Raw genomic sequence first — 22,958 nt, forward strand, 5'->3', positions numbered from 1 at the left:
CCAACCACCACACGCTCTCCCAGCACCTGCGACTACTTTCCGGACGCTCTCTCACCACCCGCGGGTTCTGGCGTGACGCTCTCTCACCACCCGCCGCGCAGGACCGCACGCTCTCTCACATCCTGCCGCCCGGAACGTGACGCGCTCCCACCACCCCCAACGCCGGCGCGCCCCCAGACCGGCACCCCGCCGTCGTCACCGGCCAAACCGAGAGAGCGTCCGCGATGATCCCGCAGGGAGTGAGAGAGCGTCCGCGATGATCCCGCAGGGAGTGAGAGAGCTCCCGCGCCAATCCCGCAGGGAGTGAGAGAGCTCCCGCGCTAATCCGGCAGGAAGGGAGAGAGCGTCCGTGATGAACCGGCAGGAAGTGAGAGAGCGTCGCCGTGGGAAGTGCAGGAGGTGAGAGATGGTTCCGACAAGCTCAACCAATGGGCGGTCGCTGATCGAGCTCGTCGAGATCCAGGTACCGGAACACAACGAGGCCTAAGGGCGTTGTCCCTTTGCGGCTGGTTTTGGTTTCGACAGGCTCAACCGGCAGAGCGCATACCAGCCCAAACCAGCGACTCCTATCAAAGGACACACTTCATGCCCCAGCGCACCATCGTCATCACCGGAGCCAGCGACGGCATAGGTGCAGCAGCCGCGCGGAACCTGGCGAAGGCAGGGGAGCGGATCGTCGTCGTCGGGCGTTCCCCGCTGAAGACCGCAGCGGTGGCCGCGGAGCTGGGTGCCGACTCCTTCGTCAGTGATTTCGCCGAGCTGGCGCAGGTGCGCGAGCTGGCTGTGGCGCTGAAGGAAAAGTACCCGCGGATTGATGTCCTGGTGAACAACGCCGGCGGCATCATGGGCGCGCACGAGCTCACTGTGGACGGCTACGAGAAGACTTTCCAGATCAACCATCTGGCACCCTTCCTGCTCACCACCGAGCTGATGGGTATCCTCACGGCAGGCCGCGCCACGGTCATCAACACCGCCAGTGCGGCCAACGGGTTCGGGAGGCTGGAACTGGACGACCTCAATTCGGCCCGGACGTACTCAACCAACCGTGCGTATGGAACTGCCAAGCTGGCGAACATCCTGTTCACCTCGGAGCTGCAGAACCGCTTCGGCGGCGCGGGAATTGCAACGGCGGCCTTCCACCCCGGCGTTGTGGCCACGAACTTCGCGGCCGAGTCCACCAGCTGGATGCGCCACGCATACAAGACGGTCATCAATCGATTCCTGCTGACCCCGGAGCAGGGCGCCGACACGCTGGTGTGGCTCGCGACGTCCCCACCGGGACAGGACTGGGTGCCCGGTGCCTACTACGCGAAGCGCGCCCTGGCCAAGGCCAACAAGCAGGCTTACGACGCTGATCTCGCGCGGGAGCTGTGGGACAGGAGCGAGGAGATGGTGAACGCCGGCGAGCCGGCGGAAAGGCCTGAGCTGGACAACGTCTGACAGGCTCAACCAGCGGAGGCCCTCACCGCTTCAGCCGCAGCTCCTCCAGGGCGTCGATGGCGTCCGCTGAGCGCAGGATGGCCAGCTCCAGCCCGGACTCGGGCTCCGGATGGGAGAACAGATAGCCCTGCAGCGAATCGCACTGCATATCGGTCAGGTAGGCGGCCTGGGCTGCGGTCTCGACGCCCTCCGCCGTGACCCGCAGGCCAAGGCTATGCGCCATGTTGATCATGGAACTGAGGATGGGCAGCTTCTCCGCGCCCGTGCGGACCATCGAAATAAAGGACTGGTCGATCTTCACGGCGTCCACAGGCAGGTCCTGAAGCCGGCCCAGCGATGAATAGCCGGTGCCGAAATCGTCGAGCGCAACCCGCGCGCCGGCGTGACGCAGGCTTTCCAGCTGTCGGGTCACGTGGGCGTCGGGGTCGAGGAAGACACTCTCGGTCACCTCGAGCACGAGTTGCCGAAGATCCATCCCGCACGACTCTGCCAGGTGCAGCACGGAGTCGGCGAAATCGCGCTCCCTCAACTGCACGCCAGAGACGTTCACCGCGACTGAGCGTTCCATACTGCCGGCGAGCCACGGACGCAGCTGGGTGAAACTCTCCCGCATCATGTGCATGCCCATCGTGGAGATCAGCCCGCTGCGCTCCGCCGTCGGAATGAACTGCGACGGCGGGATCCTCTCGCCGTCCCGGTCCCAGCGGGCCAGCGCCTCGAACTGGGTCACCTCACCCAGCCGCGGCGAAACGATCGGCTGGAAATTGACGGTGATCTCGCCGTCGTCGACGGCGAGCCTCAGGCCGGCTTCCATGTCAGTGCGCTGCACGAGCGCGGTCATCATCTCAGGCTGGAAGCGCATGTACCGGTTCTTGCCCGCCGCCTTCGCCGCGTACATCGCCACGTCCGCGCGGCGCAGCAGTTCCGACGCCGCCAAGGCGTCCTCGTTCATCGAGGCAAGCCCCAGGCTCAGGCTGGGCCGCAGCATGGATCCTTCGATCCACACGGGCACATTCAGGGACTCCACAATGCGTTCAGCCACGATCTCCGCATCCGTGGATCCCGTCAGGAGCACCACGAACTCATCACCGCCGAGCCGGGCCACCGTATCGTTGGGCCGGACGCAGGACCTGAGGCGGCGTGCCACTTCGACCAGCATCTGGTCCCCGGCATGGTGGCCCAGGATGTCGTTGACCTCCTTGAAATCGTCCAAGTCCAGGAGGAGGACGTCGACGGCGGCACTGCAGTCGCCGTGGAGCGCTTCCGTCAGCTGGTCGTGGAACAGCTTGCGGTTGGCCAGCCCGGTCAGCGGGTCCTGGAAGGCCATCGCCTTGAGCTGCGCCGCCTGCTCGGCAAGCTCCGCCATCGCCTGCTTGGCCTGCTCCTGGGCCCGGCGCCGCGGCGTGACATCGCGGAAGCTCCAGACCCGGCCCACCACGGTGTCGCCCACCTTCTGCGGCCGCGAGTAACGCTCGAAGGTGCGGCCGTCAATGAAGTCCAGGACGTCGTGGCTCTCCGCGGTGGGATCGGCATACAGCTCTTGAACCTTCTCCAGGAAGCTGGCCGGGTCCGAAAGCTGCCCCAGCACGTAGCCCATGAGGGCGGCGTCGTCGTGCATAGCCAGAAGTTCGCGGGGGATACCCCACATGGAGGTGAACTGATCGTTGAGCCCGGCGATGTTGCCGTCACTGCCGACCACCAGAATGCCGTCCGCCGTCGACTCCAACGTGGCGCTGAGCAGCGACATCGCCTCCCGCAGGCCGGCGTCGGACTCCTGCCGGTGGGTCGTGGCGCGGACTGAAGCCACCACGGAGGTGCCCCGGTCCGAGTGCAGCAGCGAGCAGGCCACTTCGCCCTGGAACTCGGTGCCGTCGCTGCGCAGTCCGTAGGATTCGAACGGGTCCAGCGCTGTGTCATCGCTGCCGGGTACCCGGGCGCGGCGGAGCTTGGCGAGGAGCCGATCAAAACCGTTGCGGTAACCCTCGGCCAGGACCATGCGGTAATCCTGACCAACAAGCTGGTGCCGTTCGTACCCGAACAGCCGTTCCGCGGCGGCATTGACGTGGCTGATGACGCCGGCGTCGCTGACCACCAGGACGGCGTCCGGCAGTGCCTCGAAGAGTGAAGCGCACTCGAAGCCCGTTTCCAACGGCTGACCGGCGCGTGAAGGCGCGGCCATTATCCGACCACCAAATGAGACCACAAACTATTCATTGCACTTCCCCCCTCTGGAAATCATAGAGGTTAGGTGCCGCCGGAACGACCCACGGGGATATGGCAGGCTCGACCAATCGGTGGACTTGGTTTCGGCTGGCTGAACCCGCGGGGTCCGGGTTTCGGCAGGCTCAACCCGCGCAGGCGGGCTCTACCTGCGGACGGTCCGGGTTTCGGCAGGCTCAACCGGCGCGGCAGGCTCAGCCTGCGGAACCTCAGCCAGCGGATTCGTCCCGAGCCCGCGGATCGTCCAGCCTTCCGCCTGCCATGCCGAAGCGTCCAGCACGTTCCGTGCGTCCAGCATCGCCCGCCGTCGTACGAGCCGTCCGACGGCGGCAGGCGACAGATCGCGGTACTCGTCCCATTCGGTGAGCAGCAGCACCAGTTCGGCGCCTTCCAGGGCCCGCTGAGTGGAGGTCTCGAAGCGCAGCTGCGGGTAGCGCATCCACGCGTTGTTGATGGCCTTCGGATCCGTCACCGTCACGTGCGCGCCCGCAGCGGCGAGCTGGAGGGAAACGTCGAGGGCGGGCGAGTCGCGGATGTCGTCAGTGTCCGGCTTGAAGGCGGCGCCCAGCACGGTCACGGTCCGGCCGGCGAGGTAACCTCCGCAGAGCTCCTGGGCCATCTCCACGGTCCGGGCCCGCTGGCCGAGGTTGATCGCGTCCACCACACCCATCCAGTCGTCAACGGACCGGACGTCCAGCGCCTGCGCCTGCGCGCGGAAGCTGCGGATGTCCTTGGGCAGGCAGCCGCCGCCGAAGCCCAGCCCGGCATGCAGGTACCGGTTGCCGATGCGCGGGTCCATGCCCATCGCCTCGCTCAGCTCGGTCACGTCAGCGCCGGAGGCGTCGCACAGTTCCGCCATCGCGTTGATGAAGCTGACCTTCGTGGCAAGGTACGCGTTCGACGCCGACTTGATCAGTTCCGCCGTGGCGAAATTGCACACCAGCCGGGGAATGCCGGCGCGCAGCAGGGGCTCGTAGACGGCGTCGAGCACCGCCGTCACGCCCCGCGCCAGGCCGCTCCCGCGCTCAAAGGCGGCGTCCCTGCCGTCCCGCACGCCGTACACCAGCCGGTCCGGCACCAGCGTGTCCTTTACCGCGGTGCCCTGCCGCAGGAACTCCGGGTTCCAGCCCAGCAGCACGTCCGGACGGGCGGCCAGCATCCCTCCGAGCATGTCCACCGTGCCCACCGGCACCGTTGATTTGCCGACGACGGCGGACCCCCGGCTTAGGTGCGGAAGGAGACTTTCGGTGGCGGTGACCAGGTAGCTGAGGTCGGCGCCGTCGGACGTCTTGGACTGCGGAGTGCCCACGCACAGGAAGTGGATCTGGGCGCGCGCGGCGTCCGCAAAATCCGTGGAGAAGGTGAGACGGCCGGTGGCGCGGCCGTCACGGAGAAGCTCATCCAGGCCTGGTTCGAAGAACGGGGCGAACCCGCGGGCCAGGTGGTCCACCTTGGCGGGATCGACGTCGATCCCCACCACCGGGTGGCCCATGGACGCGAGGGTGGCGGCATGGACGGCGCCGAGGTAGCCGCAGCCGATCACGGAAATCTTCACAGGGGGACTCCTTCGGCGGTGCGGGCTTTGGTTTCGCGGACGGACTCGGTTTCGGCGAGCTCAGCGAGCGGATGTGCGGTGGTGGTTTCGCTCCCCACCGGCACCCTCACCTCGCAAGCTCGGCCAGGGAACCCTGCCGGCGTGGGCCCAGGCTCAACCACCGGGGTTCCGGCGATCACGGCCTTGTAGTGCCGGACCAGCTCCGCGCTCAGGGCCGGCCACGTCCGGCCCTGTACCGAAGCGTGGGCTGCCGCCGCGAACGCCCGGCGCTTGGCGTCGTCGCCCATCAGGTCCATGACGTGTCGGCGAAGGCCGGCCAGGTCACCCGGCTCGTACAGCCACCCGGTGCGGGAGTTCTCCACGAGATCCAGCGGGCCGCCGCGGCCTGTGGCCACCACCGGCACGCCCGATGCCATGGCCTCCTGGATGGTCTGGCAGAAGGTCTCGAACGCGCCCGGATGCACGAAGAGGTCGAAGGACGCCACGGCCCGGGCCAGCTCCTCGCCGCCGAGGAAACCGGCAAACACCGCGTTGGGAAGGGCCTCCTCCAGCGCGGCGCGCTGCGGCCCGTCGCCCACGATCACCAGTCGCGTGCCGGGAACGTCGGCCAGCACGGCCAGGTCCTCCACCTGTTTTTCGATCGCCAGCCGGCCCACATAGCCGATGATCCGCTCACCGCCGGGCGCCACGGAAGCCCGCCAGCCGTCGTCGCGCTTTTCCGGCGAAAAACGCGCGGTGTCCACACCGCGCCGCCACATGTCCACCCGCAGAATGCCGCGGCCGCGCAGCTGGTTCAGCGCGAAAGTGGACGGCACCAGTGTCCGGGAGGCCAGCAGATGGATGTTCTCCACGCGGTTCCAGGCCCAGTTCTCCAGGAACGGCACACCGTACCGTGCGGCGTAGCTGGGAACCTCGGTCTGGTAGATGGCCACGGTGGGGATGCCCAGCTGATGCGCCGCCTGGGCCGCCCGCCAGCCGAGGACGAACGGCGATGCAAGGTGGACCACGTCCGGTGCGTAATCGGCAAGGATTCGCTTGACCCGGTACACACCGCCCATCGCCACCCGCACGTTCGTGTACCCGGCCAGGGGCACGGAGGGGAGCCGGTGCACGAAGGCCCCGTGCACGACGTCCAGAACATCAGTGTCCGACGTCGACGGCGCAATCACCAGCACTTCATCGCCCCGTTCCTGCAGATGCTCCAGCACCCGCAGGATGGAGTGCGTAACCCCGTTCATCAGCGGCAGGAATGATTCAGCAACGATTGCGATCCTCACACCTCCACGGTGTGCCCGCCGTCTGACACTGCGGGGGAGCAGGCGTTACCGGGAGGGGAAGGTTGGGTTAACACGAAGGCGGCGGGGATGGATACGCCGGTCCCCTGTGGTGTCGTCACCGGGCTGAAGCCCCTGGTGGCTCGACCAGCGCGGTCGGTTCGCCTGCTTTCGGCGGGCTCAACCGTCGTCCGGCCGGAGGATGTCCGGCAGCTGATCCACGTAGACGGTCTGGGGCGGTTCGAAGTAGATCACCAGCACCTTTTCTCCGACCGCGAAAACGCTGACTTTGTCGAACGGGTGGGCATGGAAGGCGCTGGTTCCACCCCGGTACGGAAGCATGACCTCGCCGATGGTTCCCGGGCCGATTAAACCGGTGACCCTGCCGATCTTTCCGGTCAGGCTCCGGTCCACATTCCTATGCACCGGGAGTCTTCGGGGGCCGTTTGGCCGGATCCTGCCCGTTCTTGAGCGCGGACGATATGCGGGGCAGGAAGGTGCCGGCCTGGGAGAGGATTCCGCCGACCATGCTGTTGAGGCCATCGGCGCCGTTCAGGACGGTTAGCTGGTCCACATGGCCGAAAGGCTCCGCGGCCGCCGCCACGATGGCCGGCATGTTCTCGGCCAGCTGCTGGGCGATGACGGCATCCTGGTTGCTTTCGAGTGCTTCGCCGCGGGCCTTGATGCCGTCGGCCTCCGCCAGCGCCTTGGCCTTGATCGCGGAGGCGGCGGCATCACCGCGTGCCTTCGTCGCGGCTGCTTCAGCTTCACCTGTCACGCGGGTGGCTCCGGCGATGGCTGCCGCCGCAGTGGCGCTGGCCTGCGCCTCGACTTCCACCCGCCGGGCGTTGGCCTGAGCTTCGAGCTCGGTGCGCTTGGCCCTCGCTTCGGCGGCGCTGATGTCGGCGGCCTTCTGCGCTTCCGCCTCGGTCCGCTGCGCGTAGGCCTTGGCGTCGGCGGGCTTGCGGATGGTGGTCTGGAGTTTTTGCTCCTCACGGTCCGCCTCGAGTTTGGCCACCTCAGTCTCCTGGACCACCACCTGCTGGCGCGCTGTTGCGTCTGCCAGGGGGCCGGCCTGTGCCGCGTTGGCCCGTGCCCGTTCGGCATTGGCCTGCGCCACGGATTGCTTGATGGCGGAGACGCTCTGCGCGTCGGCAATCTGCGCCGCGGCCTCGGCTTCCTTTTCCGCCGCTTCGCGGTTCCTGGTGGCCTCGGCGATGCGGGCCTCCATCTTGACCTGCGCAATGTGCGGCTTGGCGATGTTTTGAATGTATCCGGTGGGATCCTGAAGGTCCTTGATTTGCAGTGAATCAACCACCAGGCCGAGCTTCTCCATTTCCACGCCGCTCGCGCCGCGGACCTGCGACGCCAGTTTGTCGCGCTCGCGGATAATTTCTTCAACTGTCATGCTGCCAATAATTGACCGCAGGTGGCCCTCGAAGACGTTGTACACCTGGCTTTCCATTTTCGGCTGCTGGCCGAGGAATCTTCTCGCTGCATTGGCGATAAAGGCGGGGGCATCCCCGATTTTGTAAATAACCACGCCGTCCACGATTACCTGGATGCCCTGGGACGTGACACAGGAGACTTTGAGTTCCGTCTCATTCAGCGTCAGGGAGAGGGTCCTGACCGTCTGCAGCCCGGGGACCACCAGGGCGCCTTTGCCCGTGACGATCTTGAAGTCCATCCCGTCGGTGTTCTCAAGGGTTCCGCGGGTCAGCCCGGAAATAATGAGTGCTTCGTTTGGTTCAGCCACCTTCCACATCAGCTTTACCGCCAGCCAAACAACCGCAATTCCCCCGAGCACCGCCGCGATGGTGGCAATGAGGGGAAGGAAGGCTGCCAGGTTCTCCATGGCCGTGTCCTTTCAAAGCAATCAAAAAGGCCTAACGGGAGACCCCCAAAGCCGGAAGCTGAATCCTGCGGAATAGAGTGCGGGAACAGCAGCGCTGGTGAACCTCAAGCTGCGGGATTCCCAGCTGTAATAGACAGTTTGAGCAGGTCAGAGCGCAGAAGTCCAGCAATTCGGCCATCCTGAATCCGGGTATGTACCCGGCAGTAGCCTGCGGCGGGGCTCGGCTCGAGCGCGTCCACTTCCCTGTCAGCGGCTGGAACCCGATACTGAGGGGGCGTGTGGGACTAGCCCGTGGCGGCAGCCGGAACGGCGGGCGCGAAAACGGCCGCCCTGCCCGGAGGCGAGGCGGCCGTCGTCGTGGGTGACTCAGGTGTTCCGGACGTGGTCCGTGGCGTCCGTGGCGCTGCCCTTGACGTCGGAGACGGCCGCCTGGCCCTCTCCCTTGACGTGCTCGGCGGCGTCAGCGGCCGTGGCTTTGACGTTTTCCATGGCTTCCTGAGCGGGTTCCTTGAGCCCCTGGGCAACGTCCTTTGCGGCCTCGGTGAGTTGCGTAGTTACCGGTTCGGCCGCGGTCTTCAGGGCGTCGGCGGCCTCCCGCTCCTTCTGGCTCGGCGGGATCAGCGACGAGACGAGAAGCCCGGCGCCAAAGGCGATCAGCCCCGCAGCAAGGGGATTGCCCTGCGTTTTCACGGCTGCCTTGTGCGGCGCATCGCCGATAGCTGAGCCGGCGTCGCTGATGGTTGATCCGGCTGAGCCGGTGGCCGAGTGGACGTTGCCTGAAGCGTGGTCCGCTGCTCCCATGACTTTCTCCTTCACTCCGAAGACGGCTTCCTTGACCTTGTCAGTCTGCCTGTGGACGATGTTGGACGGAGTCACTTTGTCAGCGACGGCGTCCACGTTGGTGCCGAGGCGTTCACGGGTTGCTTCGATGTCGGCGCGGATGGCGTCCGGGTTTTCACTCATCGGTGGTCTCCATTGGGTTTCAGGGTGGGCGGGATTTCCTGGACGGTCTCGACCGTCTGGGGCATGCCCTTGATGGCCTTGAGTTCCTTGCGTCCGATCGACGCCAGAACTGCGGCAATGATGCCCCAGATAGCTGCCACGACGACGGCGGACCAGCCAAGGCCCATCAGCTCGCCCAGCGCGTACCAGAGCGCAACGGACAGGAACAGGAGCACGAAGTGCCCGGCCACGCCGGCGCCGGCGAGCATGCCGCCGCCCTTGCCGGCCTTGGTTGCGGACTCCTTCGCTTCGGCTTTAGCGAGTTCCAGTTCCTGGCGCATCAGCGTGGAGATGTCCCGGGAAACCTCGGCGAGGAGATCGCCCAGGGAGGTGGAGTCCGCCTTGGCATGTGCGGGTGTGGAAGGAATTTCGCTGCTCACAGGTGTCGTCCTTCGCCCTCGGCATGGGGGTCATCATCGCGCAGCGGAACGCCGGATGCGGAGCTCCCCGGCAGAGTCTGGCCAGGCGCCGGACCGGTGCCGCTGGTCCGCCGCGGTTCGCCATAGCCCGGCTCCCCATAGGCCGGCTCGCCAGGTGCGGGTTCGCCCGGGGCGGGTTCGCCGAACGGCGGCTCAGCATAGGCCGGTTCCGCGCTGGCGGGTTCACCGTAAGCGGGGACGGTGTAGGCCGGCTCTCCGAGTTCTGCGTGGTCATACAACGGCTCTCCGGCGCCCGCACCGAGAGTGCCTTCGGCGACGGGCGGCTGGATCGGCTGACGCGGCACGGATGTGCCCGTTGCCGAACCGGTGGCCGGGGCTCCGGCCTGCAGGCTCCTGCCCAGCCGGCCCGCCAGGACGCCCGCGCCGGCAGCGATGAGCAGGAATGCACCGGGGCGCTGGCGCGCAAAGGACTTAACCTCGTCCAGCAGTGATCCCGGGTCCCGGTTGTCCAGCCAGGATGCAATTGCCTGTGAGCGATCGGCGGCCTGGCGAACCAGGTCCGATGCGACACCGGGCTGGTCCGAGGCGCTGGCCATGCTGCTCAGTTCGCCGGAGATGTTCCGGAGTCCCTGGGCGACTTTCTGCTGTTGCGTGCCCGCCTGGCTGGTGAGGTCCGATTTCGCCTGGTACAGAAGATCCCGGGCGTTGGTCTTCACTTCGGATGCAACATTCGCTGCCTCCGCCTTGGCCGTTCCTGCCACGTTCTGGGCGGCCCCTGCTGCCTGGCCGGCCACGATTGCGGCTTCTTCTTTGGCTGTGTCGGTCTTCGAGGCTGACGCCGGGCTCCCGGAGACGCCCGAGCCGTATGCCGTTGAGTTCTGCGTAGCCGGGGGGACCGTGAGGCTCCCGTCCTGCGGCCATTGGTTCTCTGTCATCTTCGCTCTCTTTCCGAAAAGGTCAGCTGCTGTTTCAGGAACCAGCGTTGCTGGCATGCAATAGTAAGCATGATTACTAATAAATAGTAAGCACCCTTTGCAATTTTAGCGAAAAAATCTGGGGGAGGCTTGCCCAGTGGATGGTAAGCATGCTTATGGTGGAGGGAGCCGACACGGACGGCGTCGACGGTACCTGTCGCTGACATCCCAGAACCCCGGCGGTCGAGTCGCTTAGGCTTGCTTCCAAGGTGAAACGGGCGCTTCCCGGCGACCAGTGCCGGGCTCCCGACCGACTCAGACTTGAGAAAGAAGGACGACGCCGATGGTCCCGAACGCTGACGCTGAGCCGTGGGGCCCCCATCAGTTGCTGTCCATGGCCGCCCGCCTCATCCAGCGCCGCCAGGATCAGGCGCTCGCGGACCTGGGGCTCACCCACGCTGCCGTAATCGCCCTTCAGGGGCTCACAGCGGGGCCCCTCAATCAGGAGCATCTGGCCGCCGAGATCAAAGTCCGCAGCCAATCGCTCGGCAGGGTGCTGGCGCGGCTTGAAGGTGCGGGCCTTGTTACCCGCACCTCGAGTTCCCGCGACAGGCGCAGCAATGATGTGGCCATCACGGACGCAGGGCTTGACGCGTTGGCGGCAGCCCGCGAGGTAGAAAAAGATGCACTGCCCTCAAACCTGGCCGAGGGGGCAATCCTGAGCCGCGAGTTGGCACGGGTGATTAGTTATTTTCCGGGTCCGCACAAGGCCCGTGCGGCGGGCAGGGAGAGGTCGGAGACGGTGGCGCCAACGGACGCGGACCGCTCAACGGGCACGGAGAACCCGGGTGACACCGCGCCCACGGGCGCGGCGGAAGAGCACGCTGACGGGACGCCGGACACGACGGACTGAGCCCTCAGGCGCTATGCCTCAAGCGGGTTGACGGAGTTCCACGTTGTGCCCGCGCCGCCGCTGGGCAGCGCGGGTACAGCGTCTTTCGTGTTTGTGATCTGAGTGATTCTGCTTTGCGTGGTCTTGCTCTGCCTGTGTGTGGGTTGCCTAGGACCGCCGGGCCATCGAGTGGGGCCACCAGCCGATGAATCCCGACATGGGATCGGGCCAGTTGCCGATGTGGCCCCGCATGGGATCCGGCCAGTTGCCGATGCCCGACCGGGCCTGGGCTGAGCGGCCGCGAACGGCTCCGGATGATTGCAGGGCAGGACGCGGGGCAGCGGGCAGTTGGGTGTGTGTAGACATGACATTTTCTCCTGACTGAACTTTTGAGCCGTACGCCGATGGCGCAGGTGGTCATTTCTGCTGTGATGAGGGCAGAGCTGACCTGTTCAGTCGGGGGAAGACCCCGGATCGAAGGCAGGGCTGGCAGGAACGGATTGGTTGGCGTCATGGGTCCGTGCACCGGCACCGAGGTGCATGCCGCTCCAAGATCCTGCAACATCGGCAGCCTGGGCGCCGGAGCCTTCCGATCCCGAGGACGACGATCCGGACGGGCCCTTGGCAAGGGACGCGAGGGGTTCCTGATGCGGCGTGGTGTGGGGCAGGCCCACGGGCGCCGCCTGGACCGCTCTGGCTGTCGCGGGGCGATGGGGCGTGGTCATCTGCAGCTGTGCCAGCGACGGGCCGGTCGCATCCAGCGGCTGCCCGCCTGTGGCTCGAGCGAGTGACGTGCCTTCTGATTTATTGTCGGCTCCCAGGGATGGCGCGGCTTGCGCCGGATCTGTTCCTGGGACGGTCACTCCAGGCTGCGGCGTGGGAACGGCCGGAAGCAGCACGCCCGGCACTGATATCACCGGGTGCACAGCGTGGACGGCGCCTTCTACGACGTCAATGACTTTGTCCACCTCGGCCAGCACCGGGGCCGCCGTCTCGGTCACCGTTGTTACGACGGCGTCCGCCTCGCCGATGACGGCATCGGCGGTGCTGGCCACGGTGCCCAGTGTGGCGTTGGTGGTTCCGGTCACTATGCCCGGCGTGGCGTCGGCCGTGCCGGCCGCGGAGTCTGCGTCGCCGGCCGTGGTGGCTGCCACAGTCGAGACGGTGGTGGTGACGGAGGCCGTGAGGTTGGGGATGCTCGGAACAACTCGTGCGGCCAGCAACGGCTTTGTGGCCCGCGATGTTGTGAGGTCTGAAGCGGCGCTGGGAGCACCGGAGGCTGACGCGGTGCCGGCGATTGCGGCGGGTTTGGCGTCCAAAGCCGATGCCTCCGCGGCGGCTGCTCCCCAGATGAGCCATGCCAAGGCAACGATCGCGGGTACCAGAACGGCGCGCACGGCAGCGGAGCAAACGAGACGCATGCTGCTGCCGCCCATTCGATACACCCCCCAGAGGCAATGGAAGACCAGAATATGCCCGGGTCCCGGTTCCGTCCAGACCAAAAATGTTCGAACGCCGTTTGGCCCGCTGATTTATGGCCTGCCGACAGCGATCCGCCGGCTCCTCCGCCGTAAAATTAATACAAGAGGTGTTGGAGGAATGTCCGGTTCGATCGTCCTAGTCCTGGTTATCCTGGCCGTAATTGCCGTTGTGGCCATCGCCGCCACGGTGAGGGAAGTCCTGCGCGAGGGACGCGGCCACGTGCCTGCCGAACCGTCGCAGCGCCCTTGGACGGCGGGCAATCTGCCGAGCCAGCCGTACTCCTTGATCCGCTTCTAGGACGCGTCGAGTGGACGTAGTTCCCGGACAAAGACGCAAAAGCGGATGCCGCCGTCGTGATTAATTCACGACGACGGCATCCGCCTTTTACGTGCCGCCTCCCCAGTTGGGGCTCTGAGGAAGCGGCGGCTCATGGGGTTTCGGCAAGCTCAACCAGCAGCGGTTCCGCCCCTATCACCGCGTGGTCCCGGCCCAAGTTTCCGAGGCCGGCGGCGCCCTGCGGGGAGCCGATCGTTCGCCCTCGTAGATGCAGTCCACGGGGCATTCGTCGATGCACGCCTTGTCCTTCACATCCACGCAGGGCTGCGCGATGACATACGTCACGGCCCTACACACCGGTGTAGACGGTCTTGCCCCAGGTGAAGAAGTCCAGTGCGGAACTGCCGGCTCACCACGGCGTCCATCTTGGCGCCGTCGAGGCCGTCACCGGCGGTGTAGGCGGCGGCTCCCTCGGTGAGGAACGCGGACCGGATGCCGGGGGAGAGGTAGACGCGGGACGTCGCGGTGCAGGCCTGGCCGCAGAGCCAGCCACCTTGGTGGAGCCGGTGAGGTGCCCGTCCGGCACGTCCCGGACACAGAGCTGGTGCAGCTGCCCACGAATCTGCGCGGGTCACCTGCACCAACCGGTAGTACGAATATTCAGATTAGATATCTACTCATTCGCGGCTCCTAGTTCCCGGCGTTCGCGTTCCGGGTTTATTTCCTGTCCTCGGCCAGATGCCGCGAGAACATCCAGCCGGCGGCAATCATCAGTACACCCACCACCAGCAGGGTCCAGCTGTCCGTCATGTTCAGCGACAGGAAATTGGCCGCCGAATCAACTCCGACACTGAGCCCGTAGATGCTGAGGATGATGTACAGCGCACCGGCGCCCATGAGGAACCTGCGCGCACCCATTTCACTGCGGGACATGGCCCAGCCGGTTCCGCCGATAACCAACTGCACAATGTTGAGCAGAATGGATACCTGGAACAGGCCAAACAACATGGCGTGCGAATCAGGCCCAAGGAACATCAGTTCGCCATACCGTGCGGTGATGCCCGGGATAAAAGCCAGTACACCAGCCACCAACGCGACAATACCAACACCCATGCCGACGTTCTGGACATCTGTCCTACCAAAGTGAACGCCATGTGCATGTGGGGATGCGGTAGTCATTTTCTGCCTCCAACCACTGATTGCGGACACCATAATTTTACGTCGGTACTCTCGAAAAAGCGCTGACGGTTGCAGGCCTGGTGGCCGTCCCGATTTCCCTCACCATGCCGTCTTCTCAGGGGATTGAGCCTGTCGGAACGGTCGGGCGAGGCCGCCCGTGGCACGATGGAACACGATGAAACTGCGCGCTGATCAGACCGGAGACCGTGGCCTTCCCATGCCCCTGTGGCTGCAGGGCGGGCTGGAGTCAGCCCAGGCGGCAATAATTTCCGCTCTGGCGGTCATTGCGCCCATCGCGGCAGTGTGGGCAACGTCCGGTTTCCGGGACACTCATCTCGACGTCTTGGCGCGCCTGGCCGGCCAGGCGTGGCTGGTCATCCACGGCGTGCCCCTGTACCTGACCACCGTTGCCGAAGGCGCCGCGGCCCGGCCGGAAACGGGAACGCTCTCGCTCATCCCGCTGGGCCTGACACTCATACCGTTCCTGCTGGCCTGGCGCGCCGGCCGGCGCCTCGCCCGTGCCTCTTATACGGACCAGCTGTGGCAGGCGCTGCTGGGTTCGTGGCTCGTCTATGCAGCTTTCGGCATCAGCACCGGCTTCGTCTGCAGGACGGACGAGGTCGAGGTGTTCCTTTGGTGGGCCGCCCTGCTGCCCCTGGTCCCGTTTGCCCTGGGCATGGTGATCGGCGCACGGCGCGAGGCCGGATCCTGGAGCCGGCTGATCGGCGTCGACGCCGTCGACTGGATTGCCCGCACCAGCCAGCACTCGCGCTGGGCCGGATCCTATCTGGCCTCCTCCGCGAAGGCGGGGTTCGTGGCGGTCATGGCGGCGCTGGCGATTTCCTCGGTGCTGCTGGCGGTGGACCTCCTCATCCACTGGAACCTCGTGGTGGCGGTTTATGAAGGACTCGACGCCGGAGCCATGGGGGGCGCCGTCCTCACCATTGCCCAGCTCGGCTTCATCCCCAACCTGGCCGTGTTCGCGCTCGCCTGGGTGTCCGGCTCGGGCTTTGCGCTCGGCGCAGGATCGCAGGTGGGTCCGCTCGGCACGGCCGTTGGGCCGCTGCCCTCCGTGCCGGTGTTTGCCGCCATCCCCGCCGGGCCGCTGGACTTCGGGTTCGTGGCCCTCGTGGTGCCCGTGCTCGCCGGCGTCCTGGCCGGCTGGTGGTTCCTGCGCGAAGGCGAAAACCACTTCGACGAATGGCTGTCCATCAAGGTCCGCACGCGCTGGTTCACCGCAGCCGCGTCCACGCTGGCCCTGGGCATCATCATCGGCGCGGCAGCAGGCCTGCTGGCGGGAGCCCTGGCCTGGATCGCGCGTGGATCGGCCGGGATCGGCCGCCTCACGGACATCGGCCCCGCCCCGTTGTGGACGGCAGTCTGGCTGGCAGCGGAAGTGGGCATCGGCGTCGTCGTCGGATACGCGGCGGGGCCGTGGCTGGAACGCCGGCAGCAGCAGCGCGAAGCGGACCTCGGGGCCGTGCAGGGCAAGTAGCCCGGCGCAGGGTTAGCGGGACGGCCGCCCGGTGAGGGTTACGGGCGGAACTGGCTGGGCAGCGAGTTCTCCAGCTGGACCCGGCAATCTGTGCTGGCCTTGCTGGTCAGGGCATGCCGGGCGCAATGCTGGTAGTCACGGACCTGGTTATAGAACAGCGCCGAGCTCAGCACGATCAGGACCATCACGGCGGACACCACCAGGCCGGAGATGGTGCCGAAGAGCACCAGCCTGGACTCCTTGAGCTTGATGGCGCGGATGAGCACGATGATTCCCAGGACAATGCCGGCTGCCGTCAGGATGGCCGTGAGCCACAGGTAGGCGATGTCCAGCTGAAAGACGAAGAACGAGCCAATCACCGCCACAATGAACATGCGGAACAGTGTGTGCGTCTTCAGCAGCGACGATTTTGCGGCATCGCTGAGCTGATGCCTGGTCCGCTGGGACCCGCTCGGGCCCGGGGTGGGGTTCATGTTTTCCAGCCTACGCGAGCAGCCGCCTAAGCTGGACCAATGCGCATAGTAGTCCTCGTATCCGGAACCGGCTCCAACCTCCAGGCGGTCATCGACGCCGTGCAAGCCGGGGAACTGGACGTGGAGATCGCCGCGGTGGGCGCGGACCGGCCGGGGACGTTCGGCGTGGACCGTTCCGCCGCCGCCGGAATTCCCACGTTCGTGGTGGACTTCAAGGCCTATGCGGACCGCGCGGAGTGGAACGCGGCGCTGACCGAAGCGGTGCAGGCATACCAGCCGGACGTGGTGGTGTCCTCCGGCTTCATGCGGATTGTGAGCCCGGAATTCATCGACGCGTTCGACGGCAAATACCTCAACACCCACCCTGCCCTCCTGCCTTCCTTCCCCGGTGCCCACGGCGTCCGCGATGCCATGGCCTATGGCGTGAAGGTCACCGGCTGCACCGTGCACTGGGCCGACGCCGGAGTGGACACCGGGCCCATCATCGCCCAGGAGGCGGTGGCCATCGAGGACGGCGACACCGAGGAAACCCTGCACGAACGGATCAAGGTGGTGGAACGCCGGCTGCTGGTGTCCACGCTCGGGTCCCTGGCTGCCGCGCACTCTCCCAACTAGCTCGCATTTAACGTCGTTTTGAGCCCTCAAAACGACCACAACTGCCAGTCAGTTGGGTTCGCTGCGGATTGCCCTGTGGATAACTGCTGAGGCGGGTTCCAGGTTTGCAACGATGGTGCGGTGAAGACCCCTCGACCGCTGCCGGAGCCGTTTGCGTTGGTGCCGTTTACTTGTCAGCAGGCTGTCGACGTCGGAGTCAGCCGACGGCGGCTGCGGCACCGGGCGCTGTACTCGCCCAGCCGGGGCATACGGGCGCCCGGCGTCATCTCGCCGCGCCCGTTCGGCATCAGCCTTCCGGACGAGGTCCGGCCCTTCACACTTGTCACGGAATTTTCGGCCGCCTCACACGCCACGGCCTTCACCTTCTGGTCGTTCCCGGGATTCCTGCCCGGACAGGGCGATGCCCGGATTCACATATCGCGTCCGGACACCATGGCCATTCCTCGCCGTACCGGGGTGGTAGGCCATGTGGGGCAGTTCTCCGAGGACGAGATAGTCTGCGTCGACGGGCTGCTGGTCACCAGCCGTACGCGGACGTGGCTGGATGTCGCCAGGAAAATGAGCGTTGACGAGCTAACCGTCGTGGCGGACCACCTCCTTCGGATTCCCCGGCCGGACTTCGAAGGCAGAGCGGAGCCGCACGCCACGCCCGCACAGCTGGCAGACATGTTGGACAGGCACAAAGGAACACCGGGAATCCGGAAGGCGAGGCTTGCCCTTGAGCTGGCACGCATCGGCGCGGATTCGGCACCGGAAACGCGGCTTCGGCTGGCACTGGAGCGGGCGGGCCTGCCGGAAGCGCAACTCAATGTGCGCACGCAACTGCGGGACGGCGTCGAACGCCAACCTGATCTGGCGTACCCCAAGCACCGCGTGGCGGTGGAATACGACGGCGAAGGCCATTCCGAGGCCGGGCAGATCGTCAGGGACATCGCCCGCGAAGAGGATTTCAGCCGCGCAGGCTGGCTGCTGGTCAGGATCTCGAAGCGACACATGGAGAACGACGCACGGTTGGCCGTGGCAAAGGTCCGTTCCGCGCTCCGAGACCGCGGCTGGACACCCAACTAGCTCGCAATAGGTGTCGTTTTGAGGCCTCAAAACGACATTAAATGCGAGCTAGTTGGGAAGGGAGGGACAGGCGTTACTCGAGGCGGCGCTGACGGGTCTCGGGGGAGAAGAACATCATCCACAGCACGGCCAGCACCACCAGGCCGCCGGCCAGCGCGAAGGACGTTGCCAGCCCGAGCTGGGGCCAGAAGTAGTTCGCGAAGATCAGCGGGCCAAAGCCTGCACCCAGCCGCGAGAACGTTGACGCCCAGCCAAAGCCCGATCCCCTCAGCTCGGTGGGGTAAAGCTCGGACACGTACGTGTACAGGACGGGAATGGCCACCTGCACCACGAACCCGAAGACCAGCAGCCAGAACACGGCCGCCGTCGGAATGTCCACCACGAACGCCACGATCACCAGGATCAGGGCGGACAGCGGTCCGGTAATGGCCAGCAGCCACTTGCGGCCCACGCGCTCCACCAGCAGCGCCGCCGCCACCACGCCAAGTAGCCCGACGGCGGCCATTCCCGCCGTCGTCAGGAACGCCTTGTACTCGGCGAACCCGGCGCCGATCAGGATCCGAGGCATCCACGTGAGTGACAGATAGTAGACCAGCAGGATGCTCAAGAAGAGCGACCAGGACGCCGCCGTGATTTTCCAGTTGAACTGCCAGACGCCGCGCAGCTGCTGCCACGCGCTGCCGGGCGAAAGCCGCGGGACGGCCTGCGGATCGGGCAGGCTGTAGGCGCGCGGCTCTGCTCCCGTGGCCAGGACCAGATCGTCGATCACCTTGGCGGCTTCCTCGCGGCGGCCCTTGCGGATCAGGAACAGCGGAGACTCGGGCACGCTGCGGCGCACCCAGAACACGAGCAGGGCCGGCAGCACCATCACCAGCATGGTGAGGCGCCAGTCAGCGAAGGCCGCCACCAGCCCGGCGGACACGAAGCCGCACAGCGCGGCGCCCACCGGCCACCAGCCGTCCATCGCTGTGAGGACCTTGCCGCGCTGTTTCCTGGGCGTGAATTCACCCACCAGCGCGTAGTCCACCGGGATGCAGCCGCCCAGGCCGAAGCCGGCCACGAACCGGAACACGCAGAACCAGGTGAAATCGGGGGAGAATGCGCCGAGCACCGTGAAGAGCGAGAAGATCAGCAGCGTGGCGGTGAAGGCCTTCTTCCGGCCGATCGTGTCCGCGATGGTGCCCCAGATGAACGCGCCGAGGGCCATGCCGATCAGGTTGGCCGTGCCGATCCAGCCGGCCTCACCGGGGGTGAGCTGCCAGTGGTTCGACAGCAGGGGGATCAGGATGCCGTTGAGGGTCACGTCCCACGCATCGAACATGAATCCCAGGCCGCCGATCACGAAGATCTTGCCCTGCACCTTCCAGCGCCACGGCAATTCCTGGACCACCTGTTCGCCGCTGGGCACAGTGGTGTAAATGTTCATCTCGGCCTCCTGTTTAAACCTTACGTTGCGGCGTGCCCGGGGTGCGCCGCCTTCACACTCCGGCCGGCAGGGGGCCCGCAGGGAGACCAGTGCCGGCGACGCGATAAACTGGCGGTATCCCCACCAGCCGCGGCCCCAACCGTGTACAACGACGGAGACTTTTGTGAGCTTGACTCAGCTTGACCGTGTTCCCATCCGCCGAGCCCTGATCTCGGTCTACGACAAAACCGGTCTGGAGGAGCTCGCGAAGGGCCTGCACGCAGCGGGCGTCAGGATCGTTTCCACCGGTTCCACGGCCAAGAAGATCGCCGCCGCCGGCATCCCGGTCCAGGAAGTCGAGGAAGTCACCGGCTCCCCGGAAATGCTGGACGGCCGCGTCAAGACCCTCCACCCGCGGGTCCACGGCGGCATCCTCGCGGACCGCCGCGTGCCGGCCCACATGGAAACCCTCGCCAGCATGGACATCGAGCCGTTCGACCTCGTCGTGGTGAACCTGTACCCGTTCGTGGAGACCGTGAAATCCGGTGCCGCGCAGGATGACGTGGTGGAACAGATCGACATCGGAGGCCCCGCTATGGTGCGGTCCGCCGCGAAGAACCATGCCGCCGTCGCGATTGTGGTTGACCCGAACTTCTACGGCGAGGTTGTCCGCGCCGCGGCGGAGGGCGGCTTCGACCTGAAGACCCGCCGCAGGCTCGCTGCCCGTGCCTTCGCGCACACGGCCACGTACGACAACGCCGTTGCCACCTGGACCGCGAGCCAGTTCCTCGACGAAGACGGCGATGGCGTGATCGACTGGCCCGCCTACGCCGGCCTGGCGCTGGAACGCTCCGAGGTGCTCCGCTACGGCGAAAACCCGCACCAGCAGGCCGCCCTGTACGTGGACAAGGCCGCCCCCGCGGGCATCGCCCAGGCCGACCAGCTGCACGGCAAGGCCATGAGCTACAACAACTTCGTGGACGCCGACGCCGCCCTGCGTGCCGCCTATGACTTCGCCGAGCCGGCCGTCGCGATCATCAAGCACGCCAACCCGTGCGGTGTGGCCGTGGGCTCCGCCGACGCCGCCGATCCGATCGCGGACGCCCACGCGAAGGCGCACGCCTGTGACCCCGTCTCCGCGTTCGGCGGCGTCATCGCAGCCAACCGCACCGTGACCGCCGACATGGCCCGCACCGTTGCCGGCATCTTCACCGAGGTCGTCATCGGGCCGGGCTTCGAGCCCGAGGCCGTGGAAATCCTCTCCAAGAAGAAGAACATCCGCCTCCTGGCGCTGCCCGAGGGCTACGACCGCTACCCGGCTGAAATCCGCCAGGTCTCCGGCGGCGTGCTCGTCCAGATCTCCGACAAGGTGGACGCCGACGGCGACAACCCGGCCAACTGGACCCTCGCCGCCGGTGAAGCCGCCGACGACGCCACGCTGGCGGACCTCGCCTTCGCCTGGACCGCCTGCCGCGCCGCCAAGTCCAACGCCATCCTGCTGGCCGATCACGGGGCCGCAGTCGGCATCGGCATGGGCCAGGTCAACCGGCTCGATTCCTGCAAGCTGGCCGTCGAGCGCGCCAACACGCTGGGCGTGAACGTGCAGTCCGACGTCGATGGAGCCGGCGGTGCCTCGAATGCCGACGCGAGCGGCGCACCGGAGCGTGCCCGCGGCGCTGTTGCAGCCTCCGACGCGTTCTTCCCGTTCGCCGACGGCCTGCAGATCCTGATCGACGCCGGCGTCCGCGCCGTCGTGCAGCCCGGCGGTTCCGTCCGGGACGAGGAAGTCATCGCCGCAGCCAACGCGGCGGGCATCACCATGTACTTCACCGGAGCGCGCCACTTCTTCCACTAACGAGCAACGCCCGACGGCGGTCGCCCCCCTAAGGGGACGGCCGCCGTCGGGCGTTAACTTGATTCAGTTGTCCTCGGGCTGGCCTTCCGCCTCGGCGTCGCTATCCGCCCCAGGGAGCCGGATCTCCCGAGGCTTTGCCTGGGCCATCCGCTCGGGCGTCCAGTACGCCAGGACCTCCTCCGGCGTCTGGCCCACATCGGAGTGGCTCACGGCTTCATCCCGTTCATCATGGGGCAGCGATTCAGCCGGCCCGGTGCCGTCAGCCGGCGGACGAGGCATTCTTGTAGACCTTCTCTATGGTCTGACCCCAGTACGGTCCGAACATCGTGGTGGACCGCGTGCCGTAGCCGTAGCTGTTGATGGAGTTCTGGTAGCCGTTGGAGTCGCGCTCGGCGTCGGTGGCGCCCTGGATGAACCATGGGCCGCCTGAAGAACCTCCGGTCATGTCGCACGGAATGCCCTGGGTTTTGAACTGGGGATTGATGGCGTCAGTGCCGGCCTTGCCCGTGCAGCTGACCAGGGTCTGTCCCGTGAACGGGACCGCAGCCGGGTATCCGTACGAGGTATAGGTCATCCCGCGCGGCTGGTTGAACTGAACGCCAGACGCGCCTACTACGTCGGCCAGACTCTGGCCGTCGAGCTGGGCGACCACGGCGAATCCCGTGTCGTACTGAATGTTCCCCAACTTGCTCCACTGTGACGGGGCGTAGAGCTTCTTGGCAGGCCATTTTCCGAGTGGCGCTGTACCGTCGACGTAACCCGGAACGAAGACGAAGTTCTTGGCGAAGGCGCCGGGGCCGTCGTTGACGCAGTGGCCGGCCGTGGCGACGGTGCTCTTGTTCTCGGAGACCACCGAATTTCCGGAGCACACGTAATTGGCGCCGGCCATAGTAAAGAAAACCTTGCCGATGTGGTTAATCGGGGCAACGTCGGTGTGCAGCGCCTGCTGCGTGACCATTGCTGGGGTGCCCGCAATCTTTGTGCTGGAGCCCCTTTCCGCGATGTCGGAAGTGGCGGAAAGGCCTGTGTTGATCTGACGGGCAACCGCCTTGTCAGCCAGGACATCGCCGGGAACGGCGGCCCGCATCCGCTCGGGCGTCCAGTATTGGTCCGTCGGTGAATTGGAAACTGCGGTGCTGGTGACCTGCGGCTGGCCGGAGTCCTGCGTCTTTGCAGGAGCAGCGGTTGCGCCGCCGGCTGCGGACAGCGCCAGCATCAAGCCAGTCGACAGGCTCAGGAGGCTGGTCGCCAGAGTCTTCTTCCTCGTCATTGCGGTCCTACCTATCGGGGTGGAAGGCGGGCGGTGGTGGTGCCTGCCGAGTGTAGGGGTGGTGCCGATATTTCCCCGCCGCAAGGGGTTCGCTGGTTACGTTCAGCCGCCGAAGCGGTTTTCCTTCATGAGCTAAAGATAGGGCTCCGCAGGGTTTCGGACAATGGATCAGCCGCCCCAGTAACAGCTGGTGGAGGTCACGGAGGTGATCCGGGCCACCTTCGTAGGGTCCTGCACGGTGTCCTCAGGTAAGTTAGAGGTTGGTGAAATAGACCGGATTCCACATACAGCCGACCTCCAGGGAGACG

22 protein-coding genes and 1 pseudogene are annotated in these 22,958 nt (G+C 66.2%); 7 read left to right on the top strand and 16 right to left on the bottom strand.

Annotated elements, in window-relative coordinates; all coding sequences use genetic code 11:
- Nucleotides 1-585 precede the first annotated feature (585 nt).
- Complete coding sequence (locus tag J7I89_RS18835; protein WP_214973421.1) at nucleotides 586-1,440, top strand: SDR family NAD(P)-dependent oxidoreductase; 855 nt, start codon at nucleotides 586-588, stop codon at nucleotides 1,438-1,440.
- A 22-nt stretch (nucleotides 1,441-1,462) separates the two neighbouring features.
- On the opposite strand, the gene J7I89_RS18840 is transcribed toward J7I89_RS18835, so the two are convergent.
- The 8 genes from J7I89_RS18840 to J7I89_RS18875 form a co-directional block, all read right to left on the bottom strand.
- The gene (locus J7I89_RS18840; RefSeq protein WP_214973426.1) at nucleotides 1,463-3,619 is read right to left on the bottom strand and encodes a bifunctional diguanylate cyclase/phosphodiesterase; all 2,157 of its coding nucleotides are present in this window, start codon (nucleotides 3,617-3,619) and stop codon (nucleotides 1,463-1,465) included.
- A gap of 186 nt (nucleotides 3,620-3,805) precedes the next feature.
- Nucleotides 3,806-5,215, bottom strand: coding sequence for a UDP-glucose/GDP-mannose dehydrogenase family protein (locus J7I89_RS18845; protein ID WP_214973428.1), 1,410 nt, complete (start codon nucleotides 5,213-5,215; stop codon nucleotides 3,806-3,808).
- The gene (locus J7I89_RS18850; RefSeq protein ID WP_308159965.1) at nucleotides 5,212-6,492 is read right to left on the bottom strand and encodes a glycosyltransferase family 1 protein; all 1,281 of its coding nucleotides are present in this window, start codon (nucleotides 6,490-6,492) and stop codon (nucleotides 5,212-5,214) included. Before J7I89_RS18850 ends, J7I89_RS18845 begins: the two co-directional genes overlap by 4 nt.
- 177 nt (nucleotides 6,493-6,669) lie before the next feature.
- Complete coding sequence (locus J7I89_RS18855; protein WP_214973429.1) at nucleotides 6,670-6,915, bottom strand: hypothetical protein; 246 nt, start codon at nucleotides 6,913-6,915, stop codon at nucleotides 6,670-6,672.
- Nucleotides 6,908-8,344: a flotillin family protein gene (locus J7I89_RS18860; RefSeq protein ID WP_214973431.1), complete on the bottom strand. Its 1,437-nt coding sequence runs from the start codon at nucleotides 8,342-8,344 to the stop codon at nucleotides 6,908-6,910. The genes J7I89_RS18855 and J7I89_RS18860 overlap by 8 nt, the downstream gene beginning before the upstream one ends.
- A gap of 366 nt (nucleotides 8,345-8,710) precedes the next feature.
- The gene (locus tag J7I89_RS18865) at nucleotides 8,711-9,307 is read right to left on the bottom strand and encodes a DUF3618 domain-containing protein (RefSeq protein WP_214973433.1); all 597 of its coding nucleotides are present in this window, start codon (nucleotides 9,305-9,307) and stop codon (nucleotides 8,711-8,713) included.
- Nucleotides 9,304-9,726, bottom strand: coding sequence for a phage holin family protein (locus J7I89_RS18870; protein ID WP_214973435.1), 423 nt, complete (start codon nucleotides 9,724-9,726; stop codon nucleotides 9,304-9,306). The genes J7I89_RS18865 and J7I89_RS18870 overlap by 4 nt, the downstream gene beginning before the upstream one ends.
- Nucleotides 9,723-10,661 carry a hypothetical protein gene (locus J7I89_RS18875; RefSeq protein ID WP_214973437.1) on the bottom strand — a complete coding sequence of 313 codons (939 nt, stop codon included), beginning with the start codon at nucleotides 10,659-10,661 and terminating at the stop codon, nucleotides 9,723-9,725. Before J7I89_RS18875 ends, J7I89_RS18870 begins: the two co-directional genes overlap by 4 nt.
- Before the next feature lie 322 nt (nucleotides 10,662-10,983).
- Here J7I89_RS18875 and J7I89_RS18880 point away from each other — a divergent pair, with 322 nt between their 5' ends.
- Nucleotides 10,984-11,553, top strand: coding sequence for a MarR family winged helix-turn-helix transcriptional regulator (locus J7I89_RS18880; protein ID WP_214973439.1), 570 nt, complete (start codon nucleotides 10,984-10,986; stop codon nucleotides 11,551-11,553).
- A 147-nt stretch (nucleotides 11,554-11,700) separates the two neighbouring features.
- Here the strand turns inward: J7I89_RS18880 and J7I89_RS18885 are convergent, their stop codons facing one another.
- Together J7I89_RS18885 and J7I89_RS18890 are read right to left on the bottom strand one after the other, a co-directional pair.
- Complete coding sequence (locus tag J7I89_RS18885) at nucleotides 11,701-11,898, bottom strand: hypothetical protein (protein ID WP_214973441.1); 198 nt, start codon at nucleotides 11,896-11,898, stop codon at nucleotides 11,701-11,703.
- A gap of 86 nt (nucleotides 11,899-11,984) precedes the next feature.
- A complete protein-coding gene (locus J7I89_RS18890) occupies nucleotides 11,985-12,968 on the bottom strand; it encodes a hypothetical protein (protein WP_214973443.1) in 984 nt (327 codons plus the stop codon).
- 163 nt (nucleotides 12,969-13,131) lie between these two features.
- Here J7I89_RS18890 and J7I89_RS18895 point away from each other — a divergent pair, with 163 nt between their 5' ends.
- Nucleotides 13,132-13,311: a hypothetical protein gene (locus tag J7I89_RS18895; RefSeq protein WP_214973445.1), complete on the top strand. Its 180-nt coding sequence runs from the start codon at nucleotides 13,132-13,134 to the stop codon at nucleotides 13,309-13,311.
- Between the two features lie 228 nt (nucleotides 13,312-13,539).
- Here J7I89_RS18895 and J7I89_RS25990 read toward each other — a convergent pair.
- Nucleotides 13,540-13,635: pseudogene (locus J7I89_RS25990) on the bottom strand (ferredoxin); the annotation flags it as partial.
- Between the two features lie 372 nt (nucleotides 13,636-14,007).
- On the bottom strand, nucleotides 14,008-14,469 hold the full coding sequence (locus tag J7I89_RS18905; RefSeq protein ID WP_214973447.1) for a DUF4383 domain-containing protein: 462 nt from the start codon (nucleotides 14,467-14,469) through the stop codon (nucleotides 14,008-14,010).
- Between the two features lie 175 nt (nucleotides 14,470-14,644).
- Here J7I89_RS18905 and J7I89_RS18910 point away from each other — a divergent pair, with 175 nt between their 5' ends.
- Complete coding sequence (locus J7I89_RS18910) at nucleotides 14,645-15,964, top strand: DUF6350 family protein (RefSeq protein WP_214973449.1); 1,320 nt, start codon at nucleotides 14,645-14,647, stop codon at nucleotides 15,962-15,964.
- Between the two features lie 38 nt (nucleotides 15,965-16,002).
- Here J7I89_RS18910 and J7I89_RS18915 read toward each other — a convergent pair whose 3' ends face one another.
- Nucleotides 16,003-16,437 (bottom strand): hypothetical protein, encoded by a 435-nt coding sequence (locus J7I89_RS18915; RefSeq protein WP_214973451.1) that lies wholly within the window; start codon nucleotides 16,435-16,437, stop codon nucleotides 16,003-16,005.
- Nucleotides 16,438-16,476: 39 nt separating this feature from the next.
- On the opposite strand from J7I89_RS18915, the gene purN reads away from it, so the two are divergent.
- Both purN and J7I89_RS18925 read left to right on the top strand, forming a co-directional pair.
- Nucleotides 16,477-17,052: a phosphoribosylglycinamide formyltransferase gene (purN, locus tag J7I89_RS18920; RefSeq protein WP_214973453.1), complete on the top strand. Its 576-nt coding sequence runs from the start codon at nucleotides 16,477-16,479 to the stop codon at nucleotides 17,050-17,052.
- Between the two features lie 120 nt (nucleotides 17,053-17,172).
- A complete protein-coding gene (locus J7I89_RS18925) occupies nucleotides 17,173-18,120 on the top strand; it encodes an endonuclease domain-containing protein (protein WP_214973455.1) in 948 nt (315 codons plus the stop codon).
- 73 nt (nucleotides 18,121-18,193) lie between these two features.
- Here J7I89_RS18925 and J7I89_RS18930 read toward each other — a convergent pair whose 3' ends face one another.
- Nucleotides 18,194-19,546, bottom strand: a complete 1,353-nt coding sequence (locus J7I89_RS18930; protein WP_214973457.1) for an MFS transporter — start codon at nucleotides 19,544-19,546, stop codon at nucleotides 18,194-18,196.
- A 163-nt stretch (nucleotides 19,547-19,709) separates the two neighbouring features.
- Between J7I89_RS18930 and purH the strand changes: the two genes are divergently transcribed.
- A complete protein-coding gene (gene purH / locus J7I89_RS18935; RefSeq protein WP_214973459.1) occupies nucleotides 19,710-21,380 on the top strand; it encodes a bifunctional phosphoribosylaminoimidazolecarboxamide formyltransferase/IMP cyclohydrolase in 1,671 nt (556 codons plus the stop codon).
- A gap of 63 nt (nucleotides 21,381-21,443) precedes the next feature.
- Here the strand turns inward: purH and J7I89_RS18940 are convergent, their stop codons facing one another.
- Both J7I89_RS18940 and J7I89_RS18945 read right to left on the bottom strand, forming a co-directional pair.
- Nucleotides 21,444-21,590 (bottom strand): hypothetical protein, encoded by a 147-nt coding sequence (locus tag J7I89_RS18940; RefSeq protein WP_214973842.1) that lies wholly within the window; start codon nucleotides 21,588-21,590, stop codon nucleotides 21,444-21,446.
- 49 nt (nucleotides 21,591-21,639) lie between these two features.
- A complete protein-coding gene (locus tag J7I89_RS18945) occupies nucleotides 21,640-22,650 on the bottom strand; it encodes a serine protease (RefSeq protein WP_214973461.1) in 1,011 nt (336 codons plus the stop codon).
- Nucleotides 22,651-22,958 lie beyond the last annotated feature (308 nt).

The sequence above is a fragment of the Arthrobacter sp. ISL-5 genome (assembly GCF_018613835.1).
In the GTDB taxonomy this organism is placed as follows: Bacteria; Actinomycetota; Actinomycetes; order Actinomycetales; family Micrococcaceae; genus Arthrobacter.